Origin of the sequence: Paenibacillus xylaniclasticus, assembly GCF_004001065.1 — a bacterium.
Classification (GTDB): Bacteria; Bacillota; Bacilli; order Paenibacillales; family Paenibacillaceae; genus Paenibacillus_T; species Paenibacillus_T xylaniclasticus.
On the sequence record NZ_BIML01000007.1, the window covers coordinates 117,955 to 144,582 of the forward strand.

At 48.6% G+C, this 26,628-nt stretch carries 25 protein-coding genes; 19 read left to right on the top strand and 6 right to left on the bottom strand.

Going from position 1 to position 26,628, the window contains the following annotated elements; all coding sequences use genetic code 11:
- Positions 1-37: 37 nt before the first annotated feature.
- Positions 38-1,168, bottom strand: coding sequence for a tRNA 2-thiouridine(34) synthase MnmA (gene mnmA / locus PXY01_RS11025; RefSeq protein ID WP_127569907.1), 1,131 nt, complete (start codon positions 1,166-1,168; stop codon positions 38-40).
- A gap of 244 nt (positions 1,169-1,412) precedes the next feature.
- On the opposite strand from mnmA, the gene cymR reads away from it, so the two are divergent.
- The 16 genes from cymR to PXY01_RS11105 all read left to right on the top strand — a co-directional run bounded on the left by cymR (position 1,413) and on the right by PXY01_RS11105 (position 17,515).
- Positions 1,413-1,832, top strand: a complete 420-nt coding sequence (gene cymR, locus PXY01_RS11030) for a cysteine metabolism transcriptional regulator CymR (protein ID WP_127569908.1) — start codon at positions 1,413-1,415, stop codon at positions 1,830-1,832.
- Positions 1,833-1,912: 80 nt separating this feature from the next.
- A complete protein-coding gene (locus PXY01_RS11035) occupies positions 1,913-3,058 on the top strand; it encodes a cysteine desulfurase family protein (protein WP_127569909.1) in 1,146 nt (381 codons plus the stop codon).
- Between the two features lie 21 nt (positions 3,059-3,079).
- The gene (locus PXY01_RS11040; protein ID WP_127569910.1) at positions 3,080-3,631 is read left to right on the top strand and encodes a PRC-barrel domain-containing protein; all 552 of its coding nucleotides are present in this window, start codon (positions 3,080-3,082) and stop codon (positions 3,629-3,631) included.
- Entirely contained in the window at positions 3,628-3,828 is a 201-nt protein-coding gene (locus PXY01_RS11045; RefSeq protein ID WP_127529662.1) for a YrzR-like zinc ribbon domain, read from the top strand. The genes PXY01_RS11040 and PXY01_RS11045 overlap by 4 nt, the downstream gene beginning before the upstream one ends.
- 258 nt (positions 3,829-4,086) lie before the next feature.
- Positions 4,087-5,154, top strand: a complete 1,068-nt coding sequence (locus PXY01_RS11050) for an AI-2E family transporter (RefSeq protein ID WP_127569911.1) — start codon at positions 4,087-4,089, stop codon at positions 5,152-5,154.
- A 376-nt stretch (positions 5,155-5,530) separates the two neighbouring features.
- Positions 5,531-8,164, top strand: a complete 2,634-nt coding sequence (alaS, locus tag PXY01_RS11055) for an alanine--tRNA ligase (protein ID WP_127569912.1) — start codon at positions 5,531-5,533, stop codon at positions 8,162-8,164.
- 50 nt (positions 8,165-8,214) lie between these two features.
- Positions 8,215-8,475, top strand: coding sequence for an IreB family regulatory phosphoprotein (locus PXY01_RS11060; RefSeq protein ID WP_127569913.1), 261 nt, complete (start codon positions 8,215-8,217; stop codon positions 8,473-8,475).
- A gap of 21 nt (positions 8,476-8,496) precedes the next feature.
- Entirely contained in the window at positions 8,497-8,913 is a 417-nt protein-coding gene (gene ruvX / locus PXY01_RS11065) for a Holliday junction resolvase RuvX (protein WP_127569914.1), read from the top strand.
- Between the two features lie 8 nt (positions 8,914-8,921).
- Complete coding sequence (locus PXY01_RS11070; protein WP_127569915.1) at positions 8,922-9,227, top strand: DUF1292 domain-containing protein; 306 nt, start codon at positions 8,922-8,924, stop codon at positions 9,225-9,227.
- Positions 9,228-9,254: 27 nt separating this feature from the next.
- Positions 9,255-9,557, top strand: a complete 303-nt coding sequence (locus PXY01_RS11075; protein ID WP_246027874.1) for a DUF1292 domain-containing protein — start codon at positions 9,255-9,257, stop codon at positions 9,555-9,557.
- Between the two features lie 102 nt (positions 9,558-9,659).
- Positions 9,660-10,781, top strand: a complete 1,122-nt coding sequence (mltG, locus tag PXY01_RS11080; protein ID WP_246027875.1) for an endolytic transglycosylase MltG — start codon at positions 9,660-9,662, stop codon at positions 10,779-10,781.
- Between the two features lie 137 nt (positions 10,782-10,918).
- Positions 10,919-11,860: a peptidase U32 family protein gene (locus PXY01_RS11085; protein WP_127569916.1), complete on the top strand. Its 942-nt coding sequence runs from the start codon at positions 10,919-10,921 to the stop codon at positions 11,858-11,860.
- 35 nt (positions 11,861-11,895) lie between these two features.
- The gene (locus tag PXY01_RS11090; protein WP_246027876.1) at positions 11,896-13,155 is read left to right on the top strand and encodes a peptidase U32 family protein; all 1,260 of its coding nucleotides are present in this window, start codon (positions 11,896-11,898) and stop codon (positions 13,153-13,155) included.
- 132 nt (positions 13,156-13,287) lie between these two features.
- Positions 13,288-14,370, top strand: a complete 1,083-nt coding sequence (locus PXY01_RS11095; protein WP_127569917.1) for an alpha/beta hydrolase — start codon at positions 13,288-13,290, stop codon at positions 14,368-14,370.
- Between the two features lie 55 nt (positions 14,371-14,425).
- Positions 14,426-14,965 (top strand): HXXEE domain-containing protein, encoded by a 540-nt coding sequence (locus PXY01_RS11100; protein ID WP_127569918.1) that lies wholly within the window; start codon positions 14,426-14,428, stop codon positions 14,963-14,965.
- A gap of 327 nt (positions 14,966-15,292) precedes the next feature.
- A complete protein-coding gene (locus PXY01_RS11105) occupies positions 15,293-17,515 on the top strand; it encodes a methyl-accepting chemotaxis protein (protein WP_127569919.1) in 2,223 nt (740 codons plus the stop codon).
- 408 nt (positions 17,516-17,923) lie between these two features.
- Here PXY01_RS11105 and PXY01_RS11110 read toward each other — a convergent pair whose 3' ends face one another.
- The 3 genes from PXY01_RS11110 to PXY01_RS11125 form a co-directional block, all read right to left on the bottom strand.
- The gene (locus PXY01_RS11110) at positions 17,924-18,100 is read right to left on the bottom strand and encodes a DUF4177 domain-containing protein (protein WP_127569920.1); all 177 of its coding nucleotides are present in this window, start codon (positions 18,098-18,100) and stop codon (positions 17,924-17,926) included.
- A 97-nt stretch (positions 18,101-18,197) separates the two neighbouring features.
- The gene (locus PXY01_RS23295) at positions 18,198-18,710 is read right to left on the bottom strand and encodes a S8 family serine peptidase (protein ID WP_373864291.1); all 513 of its coding nucleotides are present in this window, start codon (positions 18,708-18,710) and stop codon (positions 18,198-18,200) included.
- Between the two features lie 406 nt (positions 18,711-19,116).
- Positions 19,117-19,341, bottom strand: a complete 225-nt coding sequence (locus PXY01_RS11125) for a helix-turn-helix transcriptional regulator (RefSeq protein ID WP_127569922.1) — start codon at positions 19,339-19,341, stop codon at positions 19,117-19,119.
- A 342-nt stretch (positions 19,342-19,683) separates the two neighbouring features.
- On the opposite strand from PXY01_RS11125, the gene PXY01_RS11130 reads away from it, so the two are divergent.
- Positions 19,684-21,468 (top strand): peptidoglycan D,D-transpeptidase FtsI family protein, encoded by a 1,785-nt coding sequence (locus PXY01_RS11130; protein WP_246027877.1) that lies wholly within the window; start codon positions 19,684-19,686, stop codon positions 21,466-21,468.
- A 68-nt stretch (positions 21,469-21,536) separates the two neighbouring features.
- On the opposite strand, the gene ytvI is transcribed toward PXY01_RS11130, so the two are convergent.
- Positions 21,537-22,661, bottom strand: coding sequence for a sporulation integral membrane protein YtvI (ytvI, locus tag PXY01_RS11135; RefSeq protein WP_127569923.1), 1,125 nt, complete (start codon positions 22,659-22,661; stop codon positions 21,537-21,539).
- A 187-nt stretch (positions 22,662-22,848) separates the two neighbouring features.
- Between ytvI and PXY01_RS11140 the strand changes: the two genes are divergently transcribed.
- Both PXY01_RS11140 and PXY01_RS11145 read left to right on the top strand, forming a co-directional pair.
- Complete coding sequence (locus PXY01_RS11140) at positions 22,849-24,273, top strand: polysaccharide deacetylase family protein (protein ID WP_127569924.1); 1,425 nt, start codon at positions 22,849-22,851, stop codon at positions 24,271-24,273.
- Between the two features lie 235 nt (positions 24,274-24,508).
- Positions 24,509-24,703, top strand: coding sequence for a hypothetical protein (locus tag PXY01_RS11145; RefSeq protein ID WP_127569925.1), 195 nt, complete (start codon positions 24,509-24,511; stop codon positions 24,701-24,703).
- Between the two features lie 21 nt (positions 24,704-24,724).
- Here the strand turns inward: PXY01_RS11145 and ilvD are convergent, their stop codons facing one another.
- Positions 24,725-26,413 (bottom strand): dihydroxy-acid dehydratase, encoded by a 1,689-nt coding sequence (gene ilvD, locus PXY01_RS11150; RefSeq protein WP_127569926.1) that lies wholly within the window; start codon positions 26,411-26,413, stop codon positions 24,725-24,727.
- Positions 26,414-26,628: the final 215 nt, after the last annotated feature.

A 26,628-nucleotide genomic window follows, 5' to 3' on the forward strand; every position in this document is an offset into this window, starting at 1 on the left:
CTACTCGTACGGCTTTTTTTGTATTTGCGGATATTTATCAGGCATTCATCGAGAACGCTGCTTCATCAACGAGCTTTACACGGTTAATCGTTCCGCCGCCAAGGCATACTTCGCCATCATAGAAGACGACAGCTTGGCCGGGGGTAATAGCTTTCTGCGGCTGATCGAAGACGACAACTGCCGATCTGTCCTCGCGAAGCGTTACGGTAACGCCTTGATCCGCTTGACGGTAGCGGAATTTCGCGGTGCAGCGGATTGGACCCTCCGGAAGCGTCGGGGCGATCCAATTGATGTTCTCTGCTTCGAGGCTTTCTGAATAAAGGCGCGGATGAGCGTCGCCTTGGACGACAAATAGGATGTTGTTGTCCAGATCCTTATCTGCAACGAACCACGGTTCGCCGGTGCCGGAGCCGCCAATGCCAAGACCTTGACGCTGACCGAGCGTATAGTACATCAGTCCATCGTGCCGCCCTTTAGTCTCGCCGGTGCGCAGGTCGATCATCGGACCTGGCTGAGCGGGCAGGTAGCTGCTCAGAAATTGCTTGAAATTACGCTCGCCAATAAAGCAGACACCGGTGCTGTCTTTCTTCCTGGCGGTTGCCAAGCCGGCTTCCTCGGCGATACGGCGAACTTCAGGCTTAGGCAAATGACCGATTGGAAACATCGCCTTCGCGAGCTGCTGTTGATTCAGTTGATGGAGGAAATAGGTCTGATCCTTGTTGCTGTCGATTCCGCGGAGCAGCTTCGTCTCGCCATGCTCATTCCGCTCGACGCGCGCATAATGTCCGGTAGCTAGATAATCGGCGCCAAGGTCCAACGCCTTTTGCAGAAATTCGCCGAACTTGATCTCCCGGTTGCACATGACGTCCGGATTCGGAGTCCGACCGCGTTTATATTCATCGAGAAAGTACGTAAATACTTTGTCAAAGTATTGACGCTCGAAGTTAACCGTGTAGTAAGGAATGCCGATCTGGTCGCACACGCGGCGGACATCTTCGGCGTCCTCTTCGGCCGTGCAATGACCGAATTCGTCGGTATCGTCCCAATTCTTCATGAAAATACCGATGACGTCGTATCCTTCTTGCTTCAGCAGCAATGCCGTAACCGAGGAATCGACGCCGCCGGACATGCCGACGACGACGCGCGTTTGCGCTTTCGTTTTGTCCATGCTGGCTTACCACCTTCAATGCTGATAATGTATGTATTGTATCATGCCTGTTCATCTTTTTCATCTTAAGTTCCAGAAAGGATGCGTCAATGTTCTTATTTTTTGTAATAACTTTAATATAGTTGTACACGAAGTCGCCTTGATGTGCTAACATAGATGTAATATGGGAATACAATGATTTAAATGGGCCGTATTGGTCATCCATTATAAGAACTAATAGACGCATGGAATGAGGTGCCATTGTTTGAAAATTTCGACGAAGGGCCGTTATGGTCTCACAATTATGATGGAGCTTGCAGCAAAGTTTGGTGAAGGACCCATTTCCCTTAAAAGTATTGCGGAGAAGAATCAATTGTCGGAGCACTATCTTGAGCAATTGATTGCGCCGCTGCGCAATGCAGGATTAGTGAAGAGCGTACGCGGAGCGTATGGCGGATACATATTGTCTAAGGCAGCAGAGAATATTACGGCTGGAGACGTGATTCGCGTGCTTGAAGGTCCAATCTCTCCAGTCGATTTCACGGAAGAGGACGATCCGGCAAAGCGTGATCTATGGCTTCGTATTCGCGATAGCATCGCCAGCGTGCTGGATTCGACGACGTTGTCCGATCTCGTTAATTTCAAGGAAGAGGGACAGATCGACAATTACATGTTCTACATCTAGAGCTTCGGCTTGAATGATTAGAATGCTCGTGATTCTAAGCTTGTAGATTTGTTTTATGCATCAAGAATTGAGGCGGTACGATGAATAGGTATTATTTTGATCATGCGGCAACATCGCCGATGCGGCAGGAAGCGATATCGGCGATGGTTGACGTTATGAGCAGCGGGCCGGGCAATCCGTCCAGCATGCATTGGTATGGGCGTGAGGCGCGCCAGCGCGTTAATCGGGCTCGAGATACTATTGCATCGCTAATCGGAGCAAAGCCTGCCCAGCTTTTATTCACCAGCGGCGGGACAGAAAGTGACAATCTCGCGATAATCGGAGCCGCACGGGCAATGCAGGAACGAGGTAAGACGCATATTATTACGAGCGCCATTGAGCATCATGCGGTGCTTTACGCTTGTCAGTCGCTGCAGAGGGAAGGTTTCGAGCTGACGATACTGCCTGTCGATCAGAGCGGACAATTGTCCGTTGATGTCGTTCGCGAAGCGATGACGGATCGGACGGCGCTGGTCAGTGTAATGTATGCGAACAATGAAGTCGGTACTGTTCAGCCGATCGAAGCGATCGGTGAGGCGGTCAGAGCGCGAGGAGCACTTTTCCACGTTGACGCGGTGCAGGCACTAGGTTCCTTGTCGATTAATGTGGGGAGATTGCCTGTGGACCTCATGAGCTTCTCTGCACATAAGATTAACGGACCGCAAGGGGTAGGAGCGCTGTATGTCGGAAATACGGTTGCATTATCCCCGCTGCTTCACGGCGGTTCGCAGGAACGCAAACGAAGAGCAGGCACTGAGAACGTTGCCGGTATCACTGGCTTTGCGGCAGCATTGAAAGCGGCAGTGGACGAGTTGGCTTCTCGGAAACTTTTTATGGACCAGCTTCGTCAACAATGGGTAGACCTGATGCTTCTAGCGACTGAGGGCAATATTGTCGTGAATGGTCATCCGACAGATCGGCTTCCGCATATTGTGAACATCAGCTTTCTAGGGATTGATACGGAGACGATGCTGATGAATTTGGATATGGCAGGAATTGCAGTATCTGGCGGTTCAGCCTGCACATCCGGTTCGCTGGAACGTTCGCATGTGTTAGCTGCAATGGCAGTAGGTGAAGATAGGTTGATGTCTGCCGTACGGTTCAGCTTCGGAATGGGGAATACTTTGGAGGAATTGAACGAAGCGGCGAAATCGGTTGAAACGATTGTCCGCCGACTGCGTAAATAATTCCCAAGGAGGCCACTCCTCTTGATTAAGCTGCAGCAGCTTATCGGATTGCCGATCGTCGACCTGCATACAGGCAAACAATCTGGCAAAGTGAAGGATGCTTGGTTCGACGAGCACTGGATGATGCAAGGCATTGTGGTGGAGTCCGCAAGATGGCTCCCGCCTAAGGAGCGATTATTGCCTTGGAATAAGGTTGCCTCTTGCGGTGAGGATGCGATTCTAATCGATGGCGGGGATGCTGTCGTTCCGAAGGATAATCGATGGACAGGCCGCAGCTTTCAGTCCGGGCAGCTAAAGCTTAAAGATTTGCCGGTTATTACGGTACAAGGTACTCAGCTTGGTCGTGTATCGGATGTTTATTTTGAGCCCATTTCGGGTACACAAATAGTAGGATACGAGCTGACGGACGGTTTTATCTCGGATTTGCTGGAAGGACGCAAATGGCTGAGAACGCCGGAAGAATCGGATACTGTATTGCTCGGGGAAGATGCGATAATTGTTCCGGCTTGCTGCGAAGCACAGCTGCTGCCGGTCGCATCTTCCGATTCGGATATAGGGAGAAATGGAAGATGATGAGATGTCCTAATTGCAATTCCAAAGACATCGGTAAAATCGGTTCCCATCAGTATTATTGCTGGGGCTGTTTCATCGAACTGACCGTCAACGGTGAGAAAATGTCGGTGTATCAAGTGGAGGAGGACGGAACGCTCAGTTCGCTGGACGATTTGTTCTTCGAAGAAGAAATGCCGCAAATTCATGCAAATGGATGAAGGCTCGCTTGAACCGGCCAATGTAAGAGGAATAGCTTGCAGGCGTCCCATGGGGACGTCTGTTTTGCATTTCACCGAAGCCCTCTGCAAGCATGCGCCTGTAGGGAGCTTTTTTATTTTTGTACAGATAAGCGTAAAAAGAGAGTCAGCAGGGGCTGATAGGTCGTAAATTTGTGCTGAGTGAAGGATGATCCGAACCGCTTGTACATATAATGAATGAGTATGACGCTGCTGCTCAAAGAAGGAGGCGCGTGCTCGGTGGACCGTTTCACGAACAACCGCATATTTCGGCTGCTGGTCTATACGATTCTCGGTCTCGTTGTCGTGTACATGCTGCTTTTATTGAAGCCGATATTTTTACATGTTTATTCGTTCTTGAAGGCCGTGCTGGCACCTTTCTTTATTGCGATGATTATTTCTTATGTGCTGAATCCAATCGTTACGCTTCTCAGCGACCGGAAGATGCCGAGAACGGTCGCCGTCTTGCTGATTTACGCTGTATTCTGCACATCTCTCATCGTCGTGCTGATGAATGTCATCCCGATGTTTATGGAGCAGCTGCAGGAGTTGAACAAGCATGCGCCGGAATTAACGATGCGTGCGAAAAATTTGGTCGATGACCTGAACAATTCGATGCTGCCAGACAGCATTCAGACGGGTATTAATAATTCGATATACAAAATGGAGAAAAAGCTGTCCGAGTCGGTATTTGATCTCGTTAACAATATTGGCGCAATGGTAAACGTGCTGTTCATCCTGTTTATTATTCCGTTCTTGTCGTTCTACATATTGAAGGACTTCGAGGTGTTCGAGCGGACGGTCATAACGTATGTGCCGAAGAGCCACCGCCAGCATACGGTCCGGCTGTTGAAGGATATCGATGCCGCGCTCGGCAGCTATATTCGGGGACAATTTCTCGTCTGCCTGATCGTCGGCGTGCTCGCTTATCTCGGCTATTGGATCATCGGCATGCCTTATCCACTGCTGCTGGCCGCTGTCGTAGCGGTTACGAATGTAATTCCTTATTTGGGACCGTTCTTCGGTGCGGCTCCTGCACTGCTGATGTCAGCAACGATATCGATCAAAATGATGATTCTCGTTGTTGTCGTTAATACGCTCTGCCAAATACTTGAAAGCAATGTGGTATCCCCACAGGTTGTCGGCCGTACGCTTCATATGCATCCACTGTCGATTATTTTTGCGCTGCTTGTCGGCGGGGAGCTTGCGGGCATTGCTGGTATGATTTTAGCTGTGCCGATTTTCGCTGCATTAAAGGTCATCGTGCAGCATATCTTCGCTTATTATGTTAGGAGACGAACAATTTGACAGCCGTTAAGGGTGAGAGCTATACTTGAATGAGGTGTGCTTGATATAATAGGTTGAAATCTACGATGAAGTCGTAGTAAGCCATAGCCCGTCAATCAGAGAAGGTTCTCTTCGCGTTGTAATGAAGCGTGATGGCTGTAAGGAACCGTTGACGAAGAATGGCCGAAGCTGGCTTCGGAGAGTGAATGAACTTCACCGGCTTCGGAACCGTTATTGTCCGAATGAAGGCGATTGTCCGTTATAAGTATGCAAGCTTGCATAAGAGGGCAATAACCAGGGTGGTACCGCGAGATTCTCGTCCCTGTCTATAGCAGGGCTTTTTTTGTTTACCGTCTGTTTTTGTTGTTACTGTCAATATTGAGGAGGCCAATTCATCATGAAAGCTAGTGAAATCCGTTCCAAATGGCTTGCTTTCTTCGAAAGCAAAGGACACCACATCGAACCGAGCGCATCGCTCGTGCCGCATAACGATCCGTCGCTGCTCTGGATCAATGCCGGAATGGCGCCACTAAAGCCGTATTTTGACGGACGCATTATTCCGGACAATCCGCGTATTACGAATTCGCAGAAATGTATTCGCACGAACGACATCGAGAATGTCGGCAAAACGCGCCGTCACCATACGTTCTTCGAGATGCTGGGTAACTTCTCGATCGGCGATTACTTCAAGGAAGAGGTCATTACTTGGGCGTGGGAGTTTCTTACCGACAAGAAGTGGATTGGCTTCGATCCGAATCGTCTGTCTGTAACGGTGTATCCAGAGGACGAAGAAGCGTACAAGCTGTGGAATGAGAAAATCGGTCTGCCTGCAGAGCGTATCTATAAGCTGGAAGATAACTTCTGGGATATTGGTGAAGGCCCTTGTGGTCCATGTACAGAAATTTTCTATGACCGCGGTGAGAAGTACGGTGACCTGAACGATCCGGAATGCTGGCCAGGAGGCGAGAACGAGCGTTTCCTAGAGGTATGGAATCTCGTATTCTCCCAGTTCAATCATAACAAGGACGGCAGCTACACGCCGCTTCCGAACAAGAACATCGATACCGGTGCTGGTCTTGAACGGTTCGCTTCCATTCTGCAGGATGTGGATTCGAACTTCGATACCGATTTGTTCCTTCCGCTGATTAACCGTACGTGTGAGATCGCGGGAGTTGCATACCGCCAGAACGAAGAGCATGATGTTGCGCTCAAAGTTATTGCTGACCATATTCGCACCGTCGCTTTCGCTGTCGGAGACGGTGTTCTTCCTTCGAACGAAGGTCGCGGCTACGTCATTCGCCGGTTGCTTCGTCGTGCCGTTCGTTATGGCAAAGCGTTAGGAGTCGACCGTCCATTCCTGTTCGAGTTGACGAAGATCGTAGGCGACATCATGGGCGTGTACTATCCAGAAGTCGTCGATAAACGCGAGTTCATCGAGCGCGTCATTCGTACGGAGGAAGAACGATTCCATGAGACGCTGTCGGACGGCCTAACGCTGCTTGCAGCGCTTGTTGAGCAAGCTCGTGCGGAAGGCCGCAGCGAGATTGGCGGAGATGATGCATTCCGCCTATATGACACGTATGGCTTCCCGTTCGATCTGACGGAAGATTATGCGGCGGAGAACGGCTTGACTGTCGATCGCGCCGGCTTTGATTCGGCTATGGAAGCACAGCGTGAGCGTGCGCGTGCAGCACGGCAAGAGACCGGCGGCATGAATGTGCAGGGCGGACCGCTGTCTGATCTGACGGAGAAGTGTGAGTTCGTCGGTTATACGACGTTGGAGGCACAAGGCAAAATTACGGCGATCGTTCACGAGGACGCGCTTGTAGATATTGCTGGCGAAGGCAGCCGCGTGCTCGTATTGCTTGACCGGACGCCATTCTATGCAGAGAGCGGCGGCCAAGTCGGCGACCGCGGCGTTATTGAGGGCAACGGCTTTGTCCTTCACGTCGAAGACGTAACGAAAGCGCCGCATGGACAGCCGGTACATCATGCGGTTGTGGCAAGCGGTACGATTCGCGTTGGCGAAAGCGTGCAAGCCAGCGTTGCCCGTGATCTGCGCGATGATATTACGAAAAACCATACAGCAACGCACCTTCTGCACAAAGCGCTCAAGGAAGTGCTCGGCGAGCACGTGAACCAAGCGGGCTCGTTGGTTAAAGCGGACAGCCTGCGCTTCGACTTCTCGCACTTTGGTGCGATTACGGAGGAAGAACTGGCTGAGATCGAGCGTCGCGTTAACGAGCAAATATGGAAAGGCACGCCGGTCATCATCGAAAGTATGGCTATCGCAGAGGCAAAAGCAATGGGAGCAATGGCGCTGTTCGGCGAGAAATATGGAGACATCGTCCGCGTTGTGCAAGTTGGAACCTACAGCATCGAGCTGTGCGGCGGCATTCACGTAGACAATACAGCTCAGATCGGTACGTTTAAGCTAATTGCCGAGAGCGGCATTGGCTCCGGCGTTCGCCGGATTGAAGCTGTAACGGGACGACATGCGTACACGTATATGGAAAGCCAATTCGATCTTCTGAAGCAGGCGGCTGGCTTGCTGAAGTCGAATATGGCGGACGTGCCGAAGCGGATCGAAGCGCTGTTCGGCCAAGTGAAGGAGCTCAGCCGCGATAATGAATCGCTGCAGGCGAAGCTGAGCCGGATCGAGGCCGGTTCGCTGATTGAGCAGGCCAAAACGGTCGGCGGCGTTACAGTGCTGACAGCAGCCGTAAGCGCGCCGAGCATGGATGCGCTGCGCGGTATCGTTGACGAGCTTAAATCGAAGCTGTCTTCGGCTGTCATCGTATTGGGCGCTGCACAAGAAGAGAAGGTTAACCTCGTCGCATCGGTATCGCCGGACCTCGTGAAGAAAGGGCTGAACGCCGGCAAGCTGGTTAAGGAAGCGGCTGCGCTGTGCGGCGGCGGCGGCGGCGGACGTCCAGATATGGCACAAGCAGGCGGCAAAGACGCTTCGAAGCTGGCAGATGCATTGAAACTTGCGGAAGAACTGGTTCTTGCGCAAGCAAATGTGATATAGTAATAATTGACACTGCCGTATGAAGCGGTTTCCAAAGTGAGGTGCTAGGTATGAGCTCGATGGACAAAACGATGAAATTCGACGTGAAGGCGGAAGGATTGGAAGCATCCGCGCAAGAAATTTTGCTCCAGGTGCATGACGCACTGCAGGAAAAGGACTACAATCCGATCAACCAGATTGTCGGTTACCTGCTGTCCGGGGATCCTGCCTATATTCCGCGGCATAATAATGCAAGAAGCTTGATTCGTAAGAAAGAACGAGATGAGTTAATTGAAGAGCTTGTTCGATTTTACTTGAGCGAACATAAATAAAGACGGGAGCCTGGCGAACGAATGCGGATTATGGGTTTAGACTACGGCGACCGTAATATTGGCGTCGCAGTAAGCGACGCGTTCGGGTGGACGGCTCAAGGTGTAGGAGTCGTGCATCCTAGACGCGACGGTGGCGAGTATGATGAGATTGCCGCCCTTGTGAAGGAGCACGAGGTATCGGAGGTCGTCGTAGGCCTCCCGAAGAATATGAACGGAACGATCGGACCTCGTGGTGAAATTTGCATGGCATTTGCAGAGGAGCTCCAGCAAAAGCTAAACTTACCTGTTCACCTTTGGGATGAACGGTTGACGACTGTATCGGCGGAACGAACGCTGCTGGAGGCAGACGTCAGCCGTAAGAAACGAAAGCAGGTCGTGGACAAGTTGGCCGCGACACTCATTTTGCAAAACTATCTCGATTCTAGAACGAAAAGGTGAGGGTGAAGATGGCGAACAACAACGAGAACCAATTTGAAGAACCGGAAATTATTTATATTCCGGATGAAGAGGGTAATGAAGAAGAATTTGAGGTCATCATGAAGTTTGAGGTGGACGGCTCGGAGCATAAATATATGATGGTCGTTCCGCTCGAATCGAGTAATGAGGAAGAAGATGAAGTGTACGCTTTCCGTTATGAGGAAGATGGCGACGATTTAAAGCTGTACACGATTGAGGACGAGGAAGAGTGGAATATCGTCGAAGAAACGTTCAATACGCTGCTTGGCGAGCTGGACGAGAGCGACGAGGACTAACGGAAATTTCGAAGGAGGGCTTCGTGAGTGCATGAAACTGACTTGATGCCGCAGCGCGGAACGAAGCTTGTGGACAAGTACGGCAAGTTCATTGAGCTGACGAGTGAGAATGGCTCAGAAGAGACGTACCGGATTATGTCAGAATTTCAGCTAGGTCAGCATTATTATGCTGCTCTTCAGTCTGAAGCGATGCGCAACGAGGGCGAAGTGGAGATGCTGCGTCTAATTGAGGGCAACGAGCTAGAGCTTGAGAACATCGAAGATGATGAAGAGTGGGAAAGTGCTGCAGAAGCGTACGATTTGATCTGTTTTGACGATACGGGTAAGTAACGGATCGTTCAGTTAGTAAGTTGCTTTACACAATGATAACTGAGTTAACACGAGCAAGGGCGGCCGACACCGCCCTTTTTCGCGGAAATGGAGGAGCAGAAGTTGTCGCAATATCCGCAATCGCACCATGAGGATATAGAGGAAGACTACCAGCCGTCTGGGCCTAACAAAAGCCGAATTACGATGTGGGTCATTCTTTCCCTGCTCGGAATTATGGTCATCGGCGTGGGCAGCGTAGCATTATATGTTTGGAACGGTCTTCGGCCTACAGCTGCAGGTGATATGAAACGAATCGAAGTGAAGAGCGGCATGTCACCATTTCAGGTAGCGGAGACGTTGGAAGACGAAGGAATCATTCGCAATGCTTTTATATTCAAATATTATTTGAAGCTGAAGGATGAAGGAAGCCGTTTCCAAGCGGGCAGTTACGACATGCAGCCGGGCATGGAGCTGGATGCGGTTATTGCGAAGCTGAATGCTGGGGATATTGTGAAGGCAGAGACGATCAAGTTTACGATACCGGAAGGATTTACAGCCTTACAAATCGCGGACAAGCTGAGCCAGGAAGGCATAGCAGGCAAGGATGAGCTGTTAAGCCTAATGGATGGTGACCGTAAATGGGAAGATGTTGACGCTGTGCTGCAGATCCCGTCCGGATCGAAGCTGCTGCATCGGCTGGAAGGCTACTTGTTCCCTGATACGTATGAGATGAAGAAGGGAGCGACTGCAGAGCAAATCGTTCAGCGAATGTTGGCCGAAACAGACCGTAAGCTGAATACGCTGCCGGAACTGGATGCTCAGCTGGAAGAGCGCGGGCTGACGCTGCATGAGCTGCTTACGATCGCATCACTCGTCGAGCGTGAGGTTGTCGTTGATGAGGAGCGCCCTCTCGTGGCAGGTGTGATCTACAATAGGCTGAAGCAGAAGATGCCGCTGCAGATCGATGCGACCGTACAATATTTGCTCGATAAGCAGAAAGAGCGTTTGATGGAGAAGGATCTTGAGGTCGACAGCCCATATAATACGTACCGGAACCAAGGGCTGCCGCCAGGTCCGATTGCAAGTCCAAGCATAAAGTCGATTCAGGCGGCACTCAATCCGGAGCAGACGGATTATTTGTATTACGTAACGAAGAAGGACGGCTCGCAGACGCATTTATTCGCGAAGACGTACAAAGAGCATCAGCGTAACATTGCCGAAAGCAATAAAGCGTCACAGCAATAGAGGCAAATGTTAGATGCTATAGAAGGTTGCTCTCTGAATGCGATCGACGGAAGGGACTCGCAGTTGCTGCTGCCGAAGTCTCTTTCGTCTTTATCTTTTTTATTGTGTGATCACCATGATACAGGAGGCTTTAAGAAATGACCGTATATAGACCGGAACTGCTTACAACGGCTTCAAGCTTAGAAGAGCTGCGGATGCTTATGGAAGCGGGAGCGGACGCGTTCGTTGTCGGAGAATCCCGGTTCGCAGCGCGTCTTCCAGGAGAATTTTCATTAGAGCAAATTGCGAGAGCTGTAGAGCTTGCAAAGCAATCGCCTCGCGAGGTGAAAATTTATGTTTCGATGAACAATATTTTCGATAACGCACTGCTGGATGCTATTCCTGGCTATGTGACGGAGCTTGCCCGCATTGGGGTGACAGCGGTCGTGTTCGGCGATCCTGCTGTGCTAATGGCGGTACGTCAATATGCGCCCGCTCTACAGCTGCACTGGAATGCAGAAATGACCTCGACTAACTATGAGACGGCGAATTTCTGGGGGCGCCGCGGGGCAAGTCGCTTCGTATGCGCGCGTGAGCTGAATATGGAGCAAATTGTCGGAATGAAGCAGCATACGAAGCTGGAACTGCAAGTTCAGGTGCACGGAATGACGAACATTTATCATTCCAAGCGTTCGCTCGTACAGAGCTATATGGATTACAAGCAACACTCGATTGACGAAGGAAAATCCGGTCAGAACGCTGGGATGTATCTGATGGAAGCGGAACGGCCGGATGATCGTTATCCGATCTATGAGGACGCGAACGGAACCCACATTATGAGTCCGGATGACTTGTGCATGATCGAAAATTTGCACGAGCTAATGGAGGCGGAGATTGACTCGTTCAAAATTGAAGGGCTTCTGAAGTCGACCGAGTATAACGTAACGGTCGTTCGCGCATACCGTGCTGCCATCGATGCGTATTGCAGCTCTCCGCAAGACTATCGGTTCCGTGACGAATGGCTGGAAAGCATTCAAGCGAAACAGGAGCCGGGTCGCGAGCTAAGCTATGGATTTTTCTACAAGGAACAAGTGTATTAATATCAACATGAAACGAAGGATAGAGGTGACTTCATATGAGCAATTCGGCAACAGAGCCTAAGCGTATGCTGAAAGGCAAACGATATCGACTAGATAGACCCGAGCTGCTGGCCCCTGCCGGCAATCTGGAAAAGCTGAAGTTTGCGGTTCATTACGGAGCGGATGCGGTGTATATCGGCGGACAGAAATATGGTCTGCGTTCCAATGCGGATAATTTCAGCTTCGAAGAAATGCGCGAAGGTGTAGAGTTCGCGGCTAAATATGGTGCTAAAGTGTTCGTTGCTACGAACATCTATGCACATAACGAAGATCTCGAAGGGCTGGAGGATTATCTACGCAAGCTGGAAGAGGTCGGGGTAGCAGCGATTATCGCTGCCGATCCTGTTATCGTCGAGACTGCGCTTCGCGTCGCTCCTAAGCTGGAGGTTCACTTAAGTACACAGCAATCAACCCTGAACTGGCAGGCGGTTAAGTTCTGGAAGGACGAAGGGCTGCCGCGGGTCGTACTGGCGCGTGAAGCGAGTCTGGAGGAGATTGCCGAAATTAAAGCGCATGTCGATATCGAGATCGAAGCGTTTATTCATGGCGCGATGTGCTCATCATTCTCGGGACGCTGCGTGTTGTCTAACCATTTCACGGATCGTGATTCGAACCGCGGCGGATGCTGTCAATCGTGCCGATGGAAATACGATTTGTTCATCGATGCGGAACAGTTCGAGGATGACGGAGAACAGTTCACGATGGGATCTAAGGATCTATGTATGATTGAGCATTTGCCAGAGCTGATCGAGGTCGGGATCGACAGCTTCAAGATAGAAGGACGAATGAAAAGTATTCACTATGTGGCCACCGTCGTCAATGCTTATCGTCAAGCAATCGATGCTTACTTCGAAGATCCGGAAGGCTATGTCTTGAAGCCGGAGTGGCTGGAGGAAATTCAGAAGGCAGCGAACCGTCCGCTGAACACCGGATTTTTCTTCCAAACGCCTGGTTCAGGAGAGCATATTTATGAGCCGGAAGATAAAGCGGCGCCGTATGATTTTGCTGGCGTCGTACAGGCCTACGATAAGACGACAGGTATTGCGACCATCCAGCAGCGTAACCACTTCAAGCCAGGACAGCAGGTTGAGTTCGTCGGACCTGGCGGTACGTTCTTTAAGCAGACGGTCGGTAAGATTACGGATACAGAAGGCAATCCGCTTGACGCAGCTCGCCATCCTCTTCAGCTGATTCAAATGGCAGTTGATTATCCGGTTAAACCGATGGACATGATGCGTAAACGGATCGGTAAGTAACAATAATATCGTCAGACTGAAGATGACTTCTTAATCTATCGGGAGTCATCTTCTTTTTTTTTAAAATCATCGATCACCGCGGATTCTGCTTGCTCGATTGGTAATGAAAGATTAATATAAATCAATAATTACATGTGCGGAGATAATGCTCATGTTTATCTGTCACATCGAGGTGATCTTCAGTTGAAATGGTTTAATAAAGCGGACTTTCACATTTCTGAGCAAGGAATTAGCTGTTTGGAGCGCATTACAGTCGGAGGCGTTCAACAAAGTATCCTTATTCAGACCGACAAACCGGGAAGTCCCATTCTATTATTTATTCATGGCGGCCCTAGTATGCCTGTTCCTGGCGTATCGAATCGGGGCACCGATTATGCACTCGTTATGACTACGAAGGAGCTCGTGAAGCATTTTACGGTTGTTTTCTGGGATCAACGAGGTACAGGGAAATCCTATTCTAAAGACATTCCGCTAGAAACGATACACTTGAAACAATTCATCCAAGACGCCAAAGAGGTAACGGATTATTTAATGGATCGTTTCCAGCAATCCAAAATACATTTGGCAGCTCATTCATGGGGAACAATCATCGCTCTAAATCTTGCTAATCAATTTCCTGAACGTTATTATTCCTACACCGGATTTTCGCAAATTGTAAACTGGGTTGAGAATGATAAATTAAGCTACATGTGGTTACTGGAACAAGCTAGGGAGAAAAAGGATAGCAAGGGTTTACGAGAGCTGCAGCTATTAGGAGAGCCGCCCTATACCAAAGATTTCGAGCAGTGGTCTGTCATTCGAAAATGGCAGTTTAAATATAAAACGATGCTTTATGATGCAGGCGATAAAAATTCCGCGTCGCTCACTTCAAGTTTGAAAGTTATGCTTAAATCACCGGATTATTCTTTGATCGATATTTACAATTCACTTGTACGCGGCTTCAAGCTGGCCTATTCGAACGATAAGCTGCTGCATGATTTGAACACGTTCGATTTTTTCACTGATATTCCGAGCTTACAAATACCTGTAATGTTTATTCACGGTAGTAAAGAAAAGCATATTATGCCTGAACTTATTACCCGCTATTACGATATATTGGATGCTCCAAATGGAAAGACGTTGTTGTGGTCTCCTAATTCCTCACATGTCTTTCATCTTGATGATGCGAGAGAAAATGAACAAAGATTAATGGAGCATTTACGAAGAGTGCAGTAAGTCAGATGAATGAAGCTGGTGTTTCTTAACCTTCAGAATAAGGGGGTACATCCTCTTGAGCATAACCATTGACATAACCAAACAAACGTTAATCTGGCTATTTATCGTTGCTTTTCTACTACATGATTTAGAAGAAATTATTATGGTTGAATTTTGGGCAAAGAAAAATAAAGAAAAGGTGCTCCGCAAAGTTCCTGAGAGCATACAGGCGGATCTAAGTAAAATGCTCACGATAACTAGCGGTCAATTTGCAGTTGCGGTGCTGCTTGAGTTCATTATATTTATTCCCTTTACATATATTGCTGCGGAACAGGGGAAATATTTCGTATTTCTTGCGATTAACTCTTTGTTTTTTTTACATGTGTTTACTCACGTAGGACAATCTCTATATTTAAGAATGTATACCCCTGGAGTGGTAAGTGCGGTTGCAATTATTATGCCTTATACCATGTATCTGTTTTATAAGCTGATCTCATGTGAACTTGTGACAATGAAACAAATTTTATTAAGTGCTCCCGTGGGTCTGCTCGTCATTCCGATCGTGTTTGTTGGACATGAGCTAGGAAGAAAGATAGTCCCAAATTACGAGAAGTAGACCGCTGTAATCGTTGCAGTCTGCTTGGTTGGCTTGCACTGGTGCACTATACAAGCACGAGCCTGTAGGATTATAGGGGAGGAGATCATATTTAGTATTATAGTTCTGTGTCTGGAACCGTGTCTGATAGATGGGAAATAGCTATAGTTATGTGATATAAGTATTGTATACACTAAAAAGTCAAAAAAATGTGTATGGTGTGGATAAAAGGGCTTACATTTGCGGTTGCTTTATCCGATATATAAGGTGTATATATATTTTAGTACATAAGTTCATTTATCGTTTAGGTTGTGAGCATAATTTCGAGAAGCGGGCGGTGTGACATCTATGGTAAAAAAGGTGAAGAAGCCTAAAACAAGTGGAAATAAGGGGCTGCAGCAAGAAACACAAGATACGCTGCAAACTGAACAGAAAACTTCGAAGTCGCTGAACAACAAATTCTCAATTCCTAGGGTGAAGCTCAATGGCAGCTGGAAGAATGTCAAATGGGTAAATCCACGGTACTCTGTTGGCGCGAAGTTATTCCTGATTATATTATCAAGCATTCTTGTATGTGTTCTAGTCGTTGGGTTACTTGCGTATAACACGTCGAGGGGAATTATTCGCGATAACGCGATGGATTCTAGCTATCAAACGATTCAGCAGGCTGCAGGCAAGCTTAATTTGATGTTTAATAACTACGTGACGCAAACCTTGCAAGTGATGGTAGATCCTGATATTCAAGAGCTGATAAGCGCTGTACGTGATGAGCAATATGAGAAACATGAAAAATTCCAAACTTTGACAAAAATTCAAACTGTATTGGATAAATATGCACTAAGCGACGATTCGATCGCCAAAGCCTACTTCTTCCCGATCGATGATCGAGAATTTGCTCTTGGCGCTTCGACAATTAATAAGGAAACACTTGAGTCATTCGATTGGTATAAGAATGCGCTTGCAGTGAATGGTCAAGCCGTATGGGTTCCAACGTCAGTTAGCGGGCCTACCGGAAAATCAAAAGAGTCGACGTTCGGGATTGCCCGAGTCTTGAAGAACAACACGACAACCGAGTCGATGTTCGTGCTCTTATTTGAAATTAAAGAGGATATTCTTGTGAATGCGGTTGGCGACATTTCGCTTGGTGATGGCAGCACAATAACAATTGTCGACGAGCAGAACCGTTATGTTATGTATCCGGGAGATTCGACGCATGAGAAGTTAGCTCAACCGAGTGACATTAATCTCCCTACTGAAGGCGACCAAGTGGAGGTGGGCTCGCTAGAGACTAAAGATGGATCAGGACACAACGTGCTTGCCGCATATTCGACACTTAATAGTGCGGGATGGAAGATAGTTGGCAAGGTACCGGTAGAGCAGCTAATTAAGGACGCTAAGCAAATCTATGTACAGACGCTGATTGTAACGATTATCGCTGCATTGGTTGCAGTTGCAATCTCGTATGTGCTGATCCGTACGTTTGCACATCCTCTTGTGAAGCTTCGCAACTTAATGAACGAAGGGGAGCGCGGCAATCTGAGCGTTCGTCTCAAGCTGAATCGCAAGGATGAGATTGGCCAATTGACGGACAGCTTTAACCGGATGATGGCGGAAATCACGTCGCTCGTTGAGCAGACGAATCTATCCGCTAATGATGTATTGGCAACGGCAAGCGAGTTGACGGAAGCTTCGCGCAAAACGGCAGTTTCTGCGAAAGAAATTGCAGTGGCGACAGAGGAGATTGCCGGCGGTGCTACTAGCCTTGCAACAGAAGCGGAACGCGGCAATGATTTGACAATGGAAATTAACGAGCAAATGAAATCGGTGCTGAGCTCGAATCGTTCGATGGAGCAGTCTGCTGCTGCAGTTGAGCAAGCGAGTGAGCAAGGCAGCAATTATATGAACGTACTTATCGAGAAGACTGGCGTTACGGAAGAGATGACGCGCAACATGGTCAGCAAGGTCGATAAACTGAAAGATTCGACTTCATCGATTCGTAAAATTCTCGATGTGCTGAACAATCTGACGAAGCAAACGAATATTTTGTCCTTGAATGCAACGATTGAGGCAGCTCGGGCAGGCGCTGCAGGCAAAGGCTTCATGGTTGTCGCGGACGAGATTCGTAAGCTGGCAGATCAATCTCGTCATTCTATCGATGTCGTCGGTCAAATTACAGAAACGATTCAGCGTGAGATTGATGAGACGGTGGGTGTGTTAACGGAAGCTTATCCGATCTTCCAAGAACAGGTATCGTCGGTTAAAGAATCGAATCAAATCTTCTTGACCGTTCAAGGGCATATGAGCAGCTTTGCCGAAAGTCTGGCTTCGGTAACAGAAGCAATTGGCAAGCTGGATGGCTCGCAGGCGGTACTGACAGAAGCGATGAGCAGTGTAAGTGCAGTTGCTGAGCAATCCTCCGCTACTTCTCAAGAAGTTGCATCCTTGAGCAACGAGCAGCTGAGCATAAGCGAAGGACTTGTGAAGCTGTCGAGCAAGCTCGAAGAAGTATCGAACAAACTGCAGCAATCGCTGGCGCGCTTCACGACGACTGGCACAAGCGACAACAAATAATATTGAAGAGCCGACCCAGTGTGATATGCTCCCCTTAAGATAAACAGATGAAATAAGAAAATCTGTTTATCAAGGGGGAGTTTTTCATTTCCAGAAAATGAGTACTTCGTGGAGGTTACAGCGAAGATAGAAATGAGGAGGCCATATTATTGGGGGTAACCACCTATACTCTCAGGTACTATGAATAAGAAGCCATTAGGGAGTTTCTCTCCTCGACTCATCATCAAAAACCCGACCGCATTGGGTCGGATTTTGATGACGTGAGTTCCGCCGATAAGTATTACCCGAAGGTTAGTGGGTCCAGTGCGGCTTTAGCAGTTTGAATCTTCATGCCTCTACTTCCCACTATATCTGGCCGGTTGACCCCAAAAACATACTGCTGTCTAACAGCAATTCCTATTCGATAACTCATTCGAATATAAGCTCTAAGGCAGACATCTGCCCCCCTGCCAAAGAAGGCATCGGTACAATACTGTGCAGCTTCCAGTCGGCAGCTGCATAACGGTCGATTACCTTGCGGTAGTCTTCCTTAGGTGTACCTTTTAGAGGTGACATAGGAATGGTGACAATGTCGTATTTATACATATTCAGTTACCTCCCACTATAATTTAATGTTTTCGTACTATTAGTCATGCGTTCTTAGATTATCAATTTCCAACCACTGGTGCTTTTTTCATGGCTCCTAATATATTTTCGATAAAGCACGGGCAAGATTAATTTCCCCGTAGCCGAATTGATCATCTCTGCCGGGAGCCCCCAAATCGTTGGCGCTGTTCCGAAGTATTCGCATGACGTCGTCGGTTCTTGGATATCGATGATGCCTATCGTAATATTCAGACAGTAAGATTGCAATGGTTGCGGATACCTGAGGTACTGCTAAACTCGTCCCATAAGAAAGCGAATAACCTTGAGGAATGTTGAGTATCATATCCAGCGGACTGTTGGGCATTGATCTTGGAAATGCAGTCAGCATCAGGTCTGTTACATTGAAGTTCCCTGTGGTATCGAACTCATCGCCGAAATATCCTCCAGAGGCGACAAAATCAAGATGGGCCCCATAGTTCGAATAAGGTGACAGCCGATTGCTTTTCGTTACCGCTCCGACACTAATTACATTCTCCAGCATGCTGGGGACATGAATTTCTCCTGTGATCGATGCCAGTCCCGTAATGGACGCCGCGGTAGGAACCGACAAACTAATATTTTTAACGATGTCCTTTCCGTTGATTCTCTTGGTAACTTGGTTTACAGAATTCCAATAGTACTCCTCCTCCTCCTAGAAGAACGGATTGGCGACCGTGCGATTTATTAGTTACGTCTTCGCAATGTGATTAATATGAATGACCCTAAGACAAAAGCTGAGGAATAAGATAGTGTCACTATGTTCCGGTATATATCGTATGAAAGGTCGATCCATGCACTTATCAGGATGAGGAAAGAAATACTTCCGGTTAATACAAAAAACATGGATTTAAAAAATTTATTCAGAATATAAACGCCACGCTCATCTCTCATTTCCATCGCGCTCAAGATCATAATACTTATGAAGGCTAAAAAGCCTAATACGGCAAAGAACGAATTCACGTGCCCAAGAGTTATCATCATTTTCCCTGCCTTTCATATTCGAAAACTTCATATATGCTCTTGTCAAAAACCTCTGCGATTCGAAAGCCAAGCTTTAAGGAGGGCATATACTTATTTTTTTCAATTGATATGATCGTTTGTCGACTAACTTTCAATTCGTCCGCTAATTGCTGCTGTGTCCATCCCTTCTCTATACGTAGAGCTTGAATATTGCTTCGTAAGAATAGGTCTTCACCTCCCATTCTATCCTCTCCTTTCCATAAATAGCTGGTAATTAATAAACTATCATGATTTGGTTTTTATGTAAAGGGTCCTTTACATCGCGATTGCATAAATCCGTATGGACCCATCCTTACAGGACGTGTGGAACAAGTGACTGGAGGGCACGGGTAGAAAAGATTTCTTCTCAAACGTAGAAAGCTGCCGATAGATCGCGTCTGATATTTATGGCGAGCCGTACACAGCTAGAAGCATTCGATGACTCCGTGAAGCAGGCTTGTGCTAATTCCTGCAACGTTTACCTTCATTTCAGAAGGTAATACTAGCGAACAGAGTATGCCGAGTGCGGAAAGGATGCAGGAGAGTTGCGAAGAAGATTGCTGCAGCTGGGCATGATGATGACGGTGCTGTTCGGTATTTACATATGGCGGCTGGGCATGCTGGAGCTGTGGCCTGCAGCCAATCGGAGCACGGCGGGGAATGTGGTGAAGCAATCGGTTGCACAGCGCGACGAAGAGCTGATCCTAGATACAGGGAGAGGCGATTTTGTGGACCGTTATGGGGAGAGATTGACAGGGGAAACCATTCAAGCATTAGCAGTATTTCCATTAGCTTCGCATGCCCGCGGGGATAGGTCACAATTAGAGCGCATGGCGGATATTCTCGGTGTAACGTACGAACAGCTGCAGTCGTACCTCGTCGAAGTGAAGCAGCCGGGTTATTGGAAGGTTGCAGGAGTAAGCCATCCAGCAGCGCTGTCTGATGAGCAGGTTAAACAATTTACTTCCATTCGAGTGAATGGAGTACGGGTTGTGCCTTATCGGCTTCGATACATTGAGCCATACTTGGCTGCGCATACGCTCGGATTCATCAGTCAGCACCCGGAGCGGGTGAAGACAGTATACGGACATGAGTATGCTTCGGGAAAAATAAAGCTGAATGCCGTAGTAGGCAGTGCCGGGCTTGAGCTGTCGTTGGACCGGCTGCTCCGCGGGGGGAAGGAGACGAGAATATCGTATTATACCGATGCCGCTGGACAGCCGCTTCACGGCCTCGGTCTGCGGGTTACGGGTCCACATAATCCGATGTATCCGCTTACGGTTGTGACGACATTGGATGCGAAGCTGCAATCGTCAATTGAAGCTTATGTCGACCGGCAAGAGCTTACGAAAGGAGCTGTCGTCGTACTGGATGCAGGGAATGCAGACATTGTAGCTATTGTGTCCCGGCCGAAGCTGAATCCAGAGCAGATTGGCCTTCCTGGAACTGATACGGTGAACCGGGCGCTGCGGGCGGTCGAGCCGGGATCGATCTTCAAGCTGGTTACGGAAGCAGCAGCGCTGGAAGCAGGGGTGTCGAAGCCGAATGAAGCTTTTCATTGCACAGGGGAGTATGGCCGATATGGATTAACAGACTGGAAACAAGGCGGTCATGGTCACTTGACGCTGCGCGAAGGACTAGCGTACTCGTGCAATATCGTGTTTGCGACGATTGCGGAACGTTTATCGCCGCAGCAGTTGCTGGATACAGCAGATCGGCTCGGCTTAGGCCAACAGATTGGCTGGAGCAGTAAGGGAGCCGTCGGACCGTTGGCTGGGCCGCTTCGGCTGTTGCCGGAGGAGGAAGCGGGCGTTATTGTGAAGACAATGCCTGTATCATTTGACGGCGGTTTAATGGCGCAGACCGGAATCGGTCAGCGTGATGTGCGGGTTTCGCCGCTTCAGGCAGCGAATATGATCGTGTCGATCTTGAATCAAGGACGTGTGCTGGAACCGAGAATTGTAAGTGAGTTGAAGTACGCGAACGGTCAGAGGCTTGCGAAGCTGCCCGTGCAAGCGGCAACGGCGCCGAACGGGCGCGTGTCACCGGCTACTGCCAGAGAGCTTATGAACGGCATGGAGCTCGTCGTAAAATCGGGTACAGGACAATCAATCCAAGATGGAATTTGGGAGGCTGCAGGAAAATCGGGTACGGCAGAGGTCATTCGAGATGGGGAATATCGTGTGAACCAATGGTTTATTGGTTATGGACCGATCCGTAAACCACGCTATGCTATTGCTGTCTTAGTAGAGGATCGTCCGCCGGACAGTGTAAGTGAAGCAAGGCGGCTGTTCCGAGGCGTGTTGGATATTGCCGCGCAGCAGCAATAATAAAAGGTTGGGTGTATGAGGAATGTGTGTCCTCATTATTGCCCAACCTTTCTTCATGCGGTTAAACGTTATTCCGTTTCTTGCTTGACTACCGTTTCCTGTTCAGAAGAATTAAACTCCCCTTGCGGCATTCGTATCCATCGGCTCAAATATCCTTGATCGTACAGCGCTTTAATAAGAATGATGAGAATTGGGGATAAAATAACACCGGCAACGCCGAACAGCGATAGTGAGATAATCATGAAGGTTAGCATCGTAAATGCCGATACGCCTAATGTATTCCCTGTAATCTTGGGCTCCAGAATTTGCCGGGTAATGACCACCACGAGAAATAACGCCGTTACCCATAGCGCAAGCGCCGTGTTACCTACGATAAACAAATAAATAATCCAAGGGATAAATACCGTAGCGACGCCAAGCAGAGGCAGAATATCAAAGATGGCGGAGACGAACGAAATCATAAACGCATTCTTAACGCCAAGCGCGAGAAGACTGACTAAGATGACGATGAAGGTGATCGAAACGAGCTTCAGTTGTGATTTCAAATATCCGCTAATGCCTTTAAATACGTTATCACGTAAGAAGTAGAACGCGACCTTGAACGTATTCGGCGTTTTCTCTTCCGCGATTTTCTTCCAGTCCTTAATCTCGACGCTGAGGAAATAAGCTAAGATAATGCCAATCGAGAAGTTAAAGACGAAAGTCGAGAAGTTCGTTAAATAACGGGAAATGAGCATGAGAAAATCGGTTGCGATCGTCCGCCCTTTCTCGGTTACGTAATCGACGACTTGATCGAATTGAGCGAGCATCTCCGGAGACAGCGAGTCGACCTTAGACGAAAGCCAATCGGATTGAGATGATACTTCGCTCTTCATTATCTTCTGATACTCGGGTAGATTGTTAATGAGATTCATCGCTTGGTCGGCAATAATATATCCACAGCCTAAGAACAAGCTTAGAATGATAAGAGTGAACAACAGGACGCTGATGGCTGATGCGATCGATTTCTTCAAGCCCAGCTTGTTAAGCCAGCGCGCGGGCGGTTCGATGAACAAGTACACGACGAACGATAAGAAAACAGGCGTAGCTAGCTTATACATAAAGCTGAACGCAAACATAATTAAGTAAACCGTAAGAGCGATCAACGCTAAGTCGAAGGCAGTACGCCAATATTTCTTATAAAATACGATCATGGTAGGACACTCCTTACCGTAGTGCATATTAATAACACACGATTCTATTGTACTACAGTTTGCATTTAAGTGCCTATTTTTTGTTGTTGTGTGTTACAATTAGAGTTAGTCTTCATGGAGTGATTGGATTTCGCAAGCAGGGTATTGAAACAATAATAATCAATAATCGATCTGGTGGGACTAATTGATGCAATATCTTATTATTCTACTTCTTTATGGATTAACTTTCTATGCCTTCTTACCTGGGCTTATTAGCCGGTTGTTCGGATTTCGTGCATTCAAGCGGGGAAAGGCGAAGCGTGAAATTGCGTTGACGTTCGATGACGGCCCAGATCCGCGTTATACGCCGCAGCTGTTAGATATGCTGCGCCAATATGGAGCGAAGGCATCTTTCTTTGTGGTAGGCGCGCATGCGGAGAAGCATCCGGAGCTGCTGAAGCGGATGCAGGATGAAGGACATGTAATTGGCATTCATAATTACGAGCATAAGACGAACTGGCTAATGCGGCCGAAGACGGTCAAACGGCAAATTGAGCGAACCAACGACGTAATTATGGAAGCGATTGGCCAGCGCGCCGTCTATTACCGTCCGCCGTGGGGAATCGTTAACCTGTTCGATTATTCCTTGCGTAATATGCAAATTATTCTGTGGTCCTCTTTGTTCGGGGATTGGCGATATAAGGTTGGCGCAAGACGCTTGGAAGAGCGAATGATGAAGAAGCTTCGGGCGGGGGAAGTTATGCTCCTCCATGATTGCGGCATGACGCCGGGAGCCGATGAGAACGCTCCGGCCAATATGCTGGAAGCGCTGGACAACGTATTGCGTGAAGGCGTTCGACAAGGCTTTCGTTTTGTCGCTATTGATGAGATGATCGAATTGACTGAGAAGGCAAAGTCGCTTGTACCGAAGCGTTCCAAACGAATGATGATTGGACTTTGGCTAACGTGGGAGAAGCTGTTCCATTGGTTGTTCCGTACGAAGCCGATCGGTTCTCCTGACCCTTCATTTCATTACCGGGTGATAAAATATGATGGTCGTACGCTGCCGCTCTCGGATGGACGGGAGCTTGCAAGCGGCGATATGATCGTCGAGATGCACTTCGACAACCGGTTGCTGTTAGAGCTGGCACATAAGTCTTCTTCGCCTGTAGCGACGGCTATTCGTCTAGTGCGAGAGATGGAGAAGCGGCTTCCGATCATGGCGACGACGATTGCCTCCGATGCTGCGGCCCGTCAAGCTAAGGCTGTATATGGGGTTACGATGATTCACCGTGGAGCTGACCGTCTTGGCTTTAAAGTATATCCGCTGCCAGAAGGGTTGTTCGCCAAGCTGTCAAAGCTGTACTTGCACATTCTAATGCGTGTTCTCACTCCTCCATCCAAGCCGGGTAAGAAGAGCGAACGGCATGCTGTTGAGATGGTACCGCATATTCTGTTATTCGATATGTTAGATATGTTGAATTTGGCTGCAGCAGCAAGCGAGGAAGACTTCGCGCTCAAGCATGCGTCGGAAACGCACAAATCGACTGAACAAGCGGTTCAGAAGTTACGGGATCGGATGGAGCATGAGGATGAAGTTGAAGCTGCTGCTGTCGGCAAGTCTGGCGTATAGTCGTATGAGTAACCAAAGGTCGTTATCTCTAGTATAGAGATAGCGGCTTTTTCGTATTATCAGGTCAGCCAGAATTTTGATATGCTCCCCTTTAGGTAGACACGTGAAATAATAAAACCTGTTTATCAAGGGGAGTTTTTTCATGGCCGGTTTAAGGCAGATTTAGAGGAGAAGTTGGCGCAATATTTTGCTGAATCGAAGTGAATACAAAATCTATAAGAGGTTAGGATATCGGATGAGGACTCAGACGATCATATTCAAAATGATCGCGAACTATACCGAGATTCAATCGCGTTATTGGATATGGTCTTTTATTAACTCGGTCGGTTGTGATCGGGTACGCTGGGTACAGCTGGATTCGTCCTATATTGGTTCTTCAAGCACGCTAAAAACGCTCACCGGATGGCGCCAGATGAGCCAACTCCGATGAGCGTTTCTAGTTAGGGGCAGATTATTGCAGAACAGCGCCCATGCTTGCATTCGTAACGAGTCTGGAATAACGCGAGAGATAGCCTTTCTTCACCTTCGGTTCGAAGCCTTTCCATTCTGCTTTACGGCGTTCCAGCTCTTCTTCGTCGATGAGAAGGTTAATCGTACGGTTGTTCAGATCGAGCTCGATCTCTTCGCCGTCGCGAACGAATGCGAGCGGGCCGCCTTCAGCTGCCTCCGGCGAGATATGGCCGATGCTGATGCCGCGCGAAGCGCCGGAGAAACGGCCGTCGGTGATGAGGCCGACTTTGGCGCCGAGACCCATGCCCACAATTTGGGACGTAGGTGCGAGCATTTCAGGCATGCCTGGGCCGCCCTTCGGTCCTTCGTAGCGGATAACGACGACGTGGCCTTCTTTGATCTTGCCGTTGGCGATGCCTGCAAGACAGTCATCCTGCGAATCGAAGCAGATCGCTGGGCCTTTGTGGTAGCCGCCGACCGACTTATCGACTGCGCCAACTTTGACGATACAGCCTTCTGGTGCAATATTACCGAACAATACAGCCAGACCGCCGCGTTCGCTGTGCGGATTGTCGATCGTACGAATAACTTCCGTATTCTTAATATCGCAGCCGGCAACATTCTCGCGAAGCGTCTTGCCTGTTACCGTAAGACATTCGCCATGGAGTGCGCCTTCCTTCTTGAACAGCTCGTTCAGGACGGCGCTAACGCCGCCTGCATTGTGCACGTCTTCAATGTGCCAGTCTGATGCCGGTGCGATCTTCGCCAGATGCGGCACACGGTTCGCAACTTCGTTGATGCGAGCGATTGGGTAATCGATGCCTGCTTCATGCGCCAATGCAAGCGTATGGAGAACGGTGTTCGTCGAGCCACCCATTGCCATGTCGACTGCGAATGCGTTGTCGATCGCTTCTTTCGTAACAATGTCGCTAGGCTTAATATCATTCTTGATCAGTTCCATCAGTTGGCGAGCAGATTGCTTCACGAATTCTTTGCGTTCTGGAGCGACTGCAAGAATCGTGCCGTTGCCAGGCAATGCAAGGCCGAGTGCTTCTGCCAAGCAGTTCATCGAGTTCGCCGTAAACATGCCGGAGCAGGAGCCGCAGGTTGGGCAGCCGTATTGCTCAAGCTCAGTCAGGCTCTTCTCATCAATCTTGCCGGACTGAAATGCGCCGACACCTTCGAATACGCTCGACAGCGAGATCGAACGGCCGTCGGACGTTTTGCCTGCCTTCATCGGGCCGCCGCTGACGAAAATGGTTGGGATGTTGATGCGCAGTGCTGCCATCATCATGCCAGGTGTAATTTTGTCGCAGTTCGGGATGCAGACCATGCCGTCGAACCAGTGAGCGTTAACAACGGTCTCAACAGAGTCTGCGATAATTTCGCGGCTTGCGAGCGAGTAACGCATGCCGATATGGCCCATTGCGATGCCGTCGTCGACGCCGATCGTGTTGAACTCGAACGGCACGCCGCCTGCTTCGCGAATTGCCTCTTTCACAAGCTTACCGAACTCTTGCAAATGCACATGACCTGGAACGATGTCGATATAAGAGTTACATACCGCGATGAACGGTTTGCCGAAATCTTCTTCCTTCACACCTGCTGCACGGAGCAAGCTGCGGTGCGGCGCCCGGTCAAAGCCTTTTTTAATCATATCGGAGCGCATTCTGTTATTTTTTGCCGACATTTAAGTCCCTCCCATGAGTTTGTCCATACGAATTAGTTTACCACAACGACAGGTTTGTGACCACCGGAACGTGCTCCGCTGTTGACTGGAGAGCAATATCTTAACGTTCTGTTAAGATATCCTTAAACATCGTTAATCTGTTAATTGTACAAAGGACAAAATAATGTAGTTCGTGTATAGTAGGGGTGACATAGAATTACAGTACGGATGAGGTA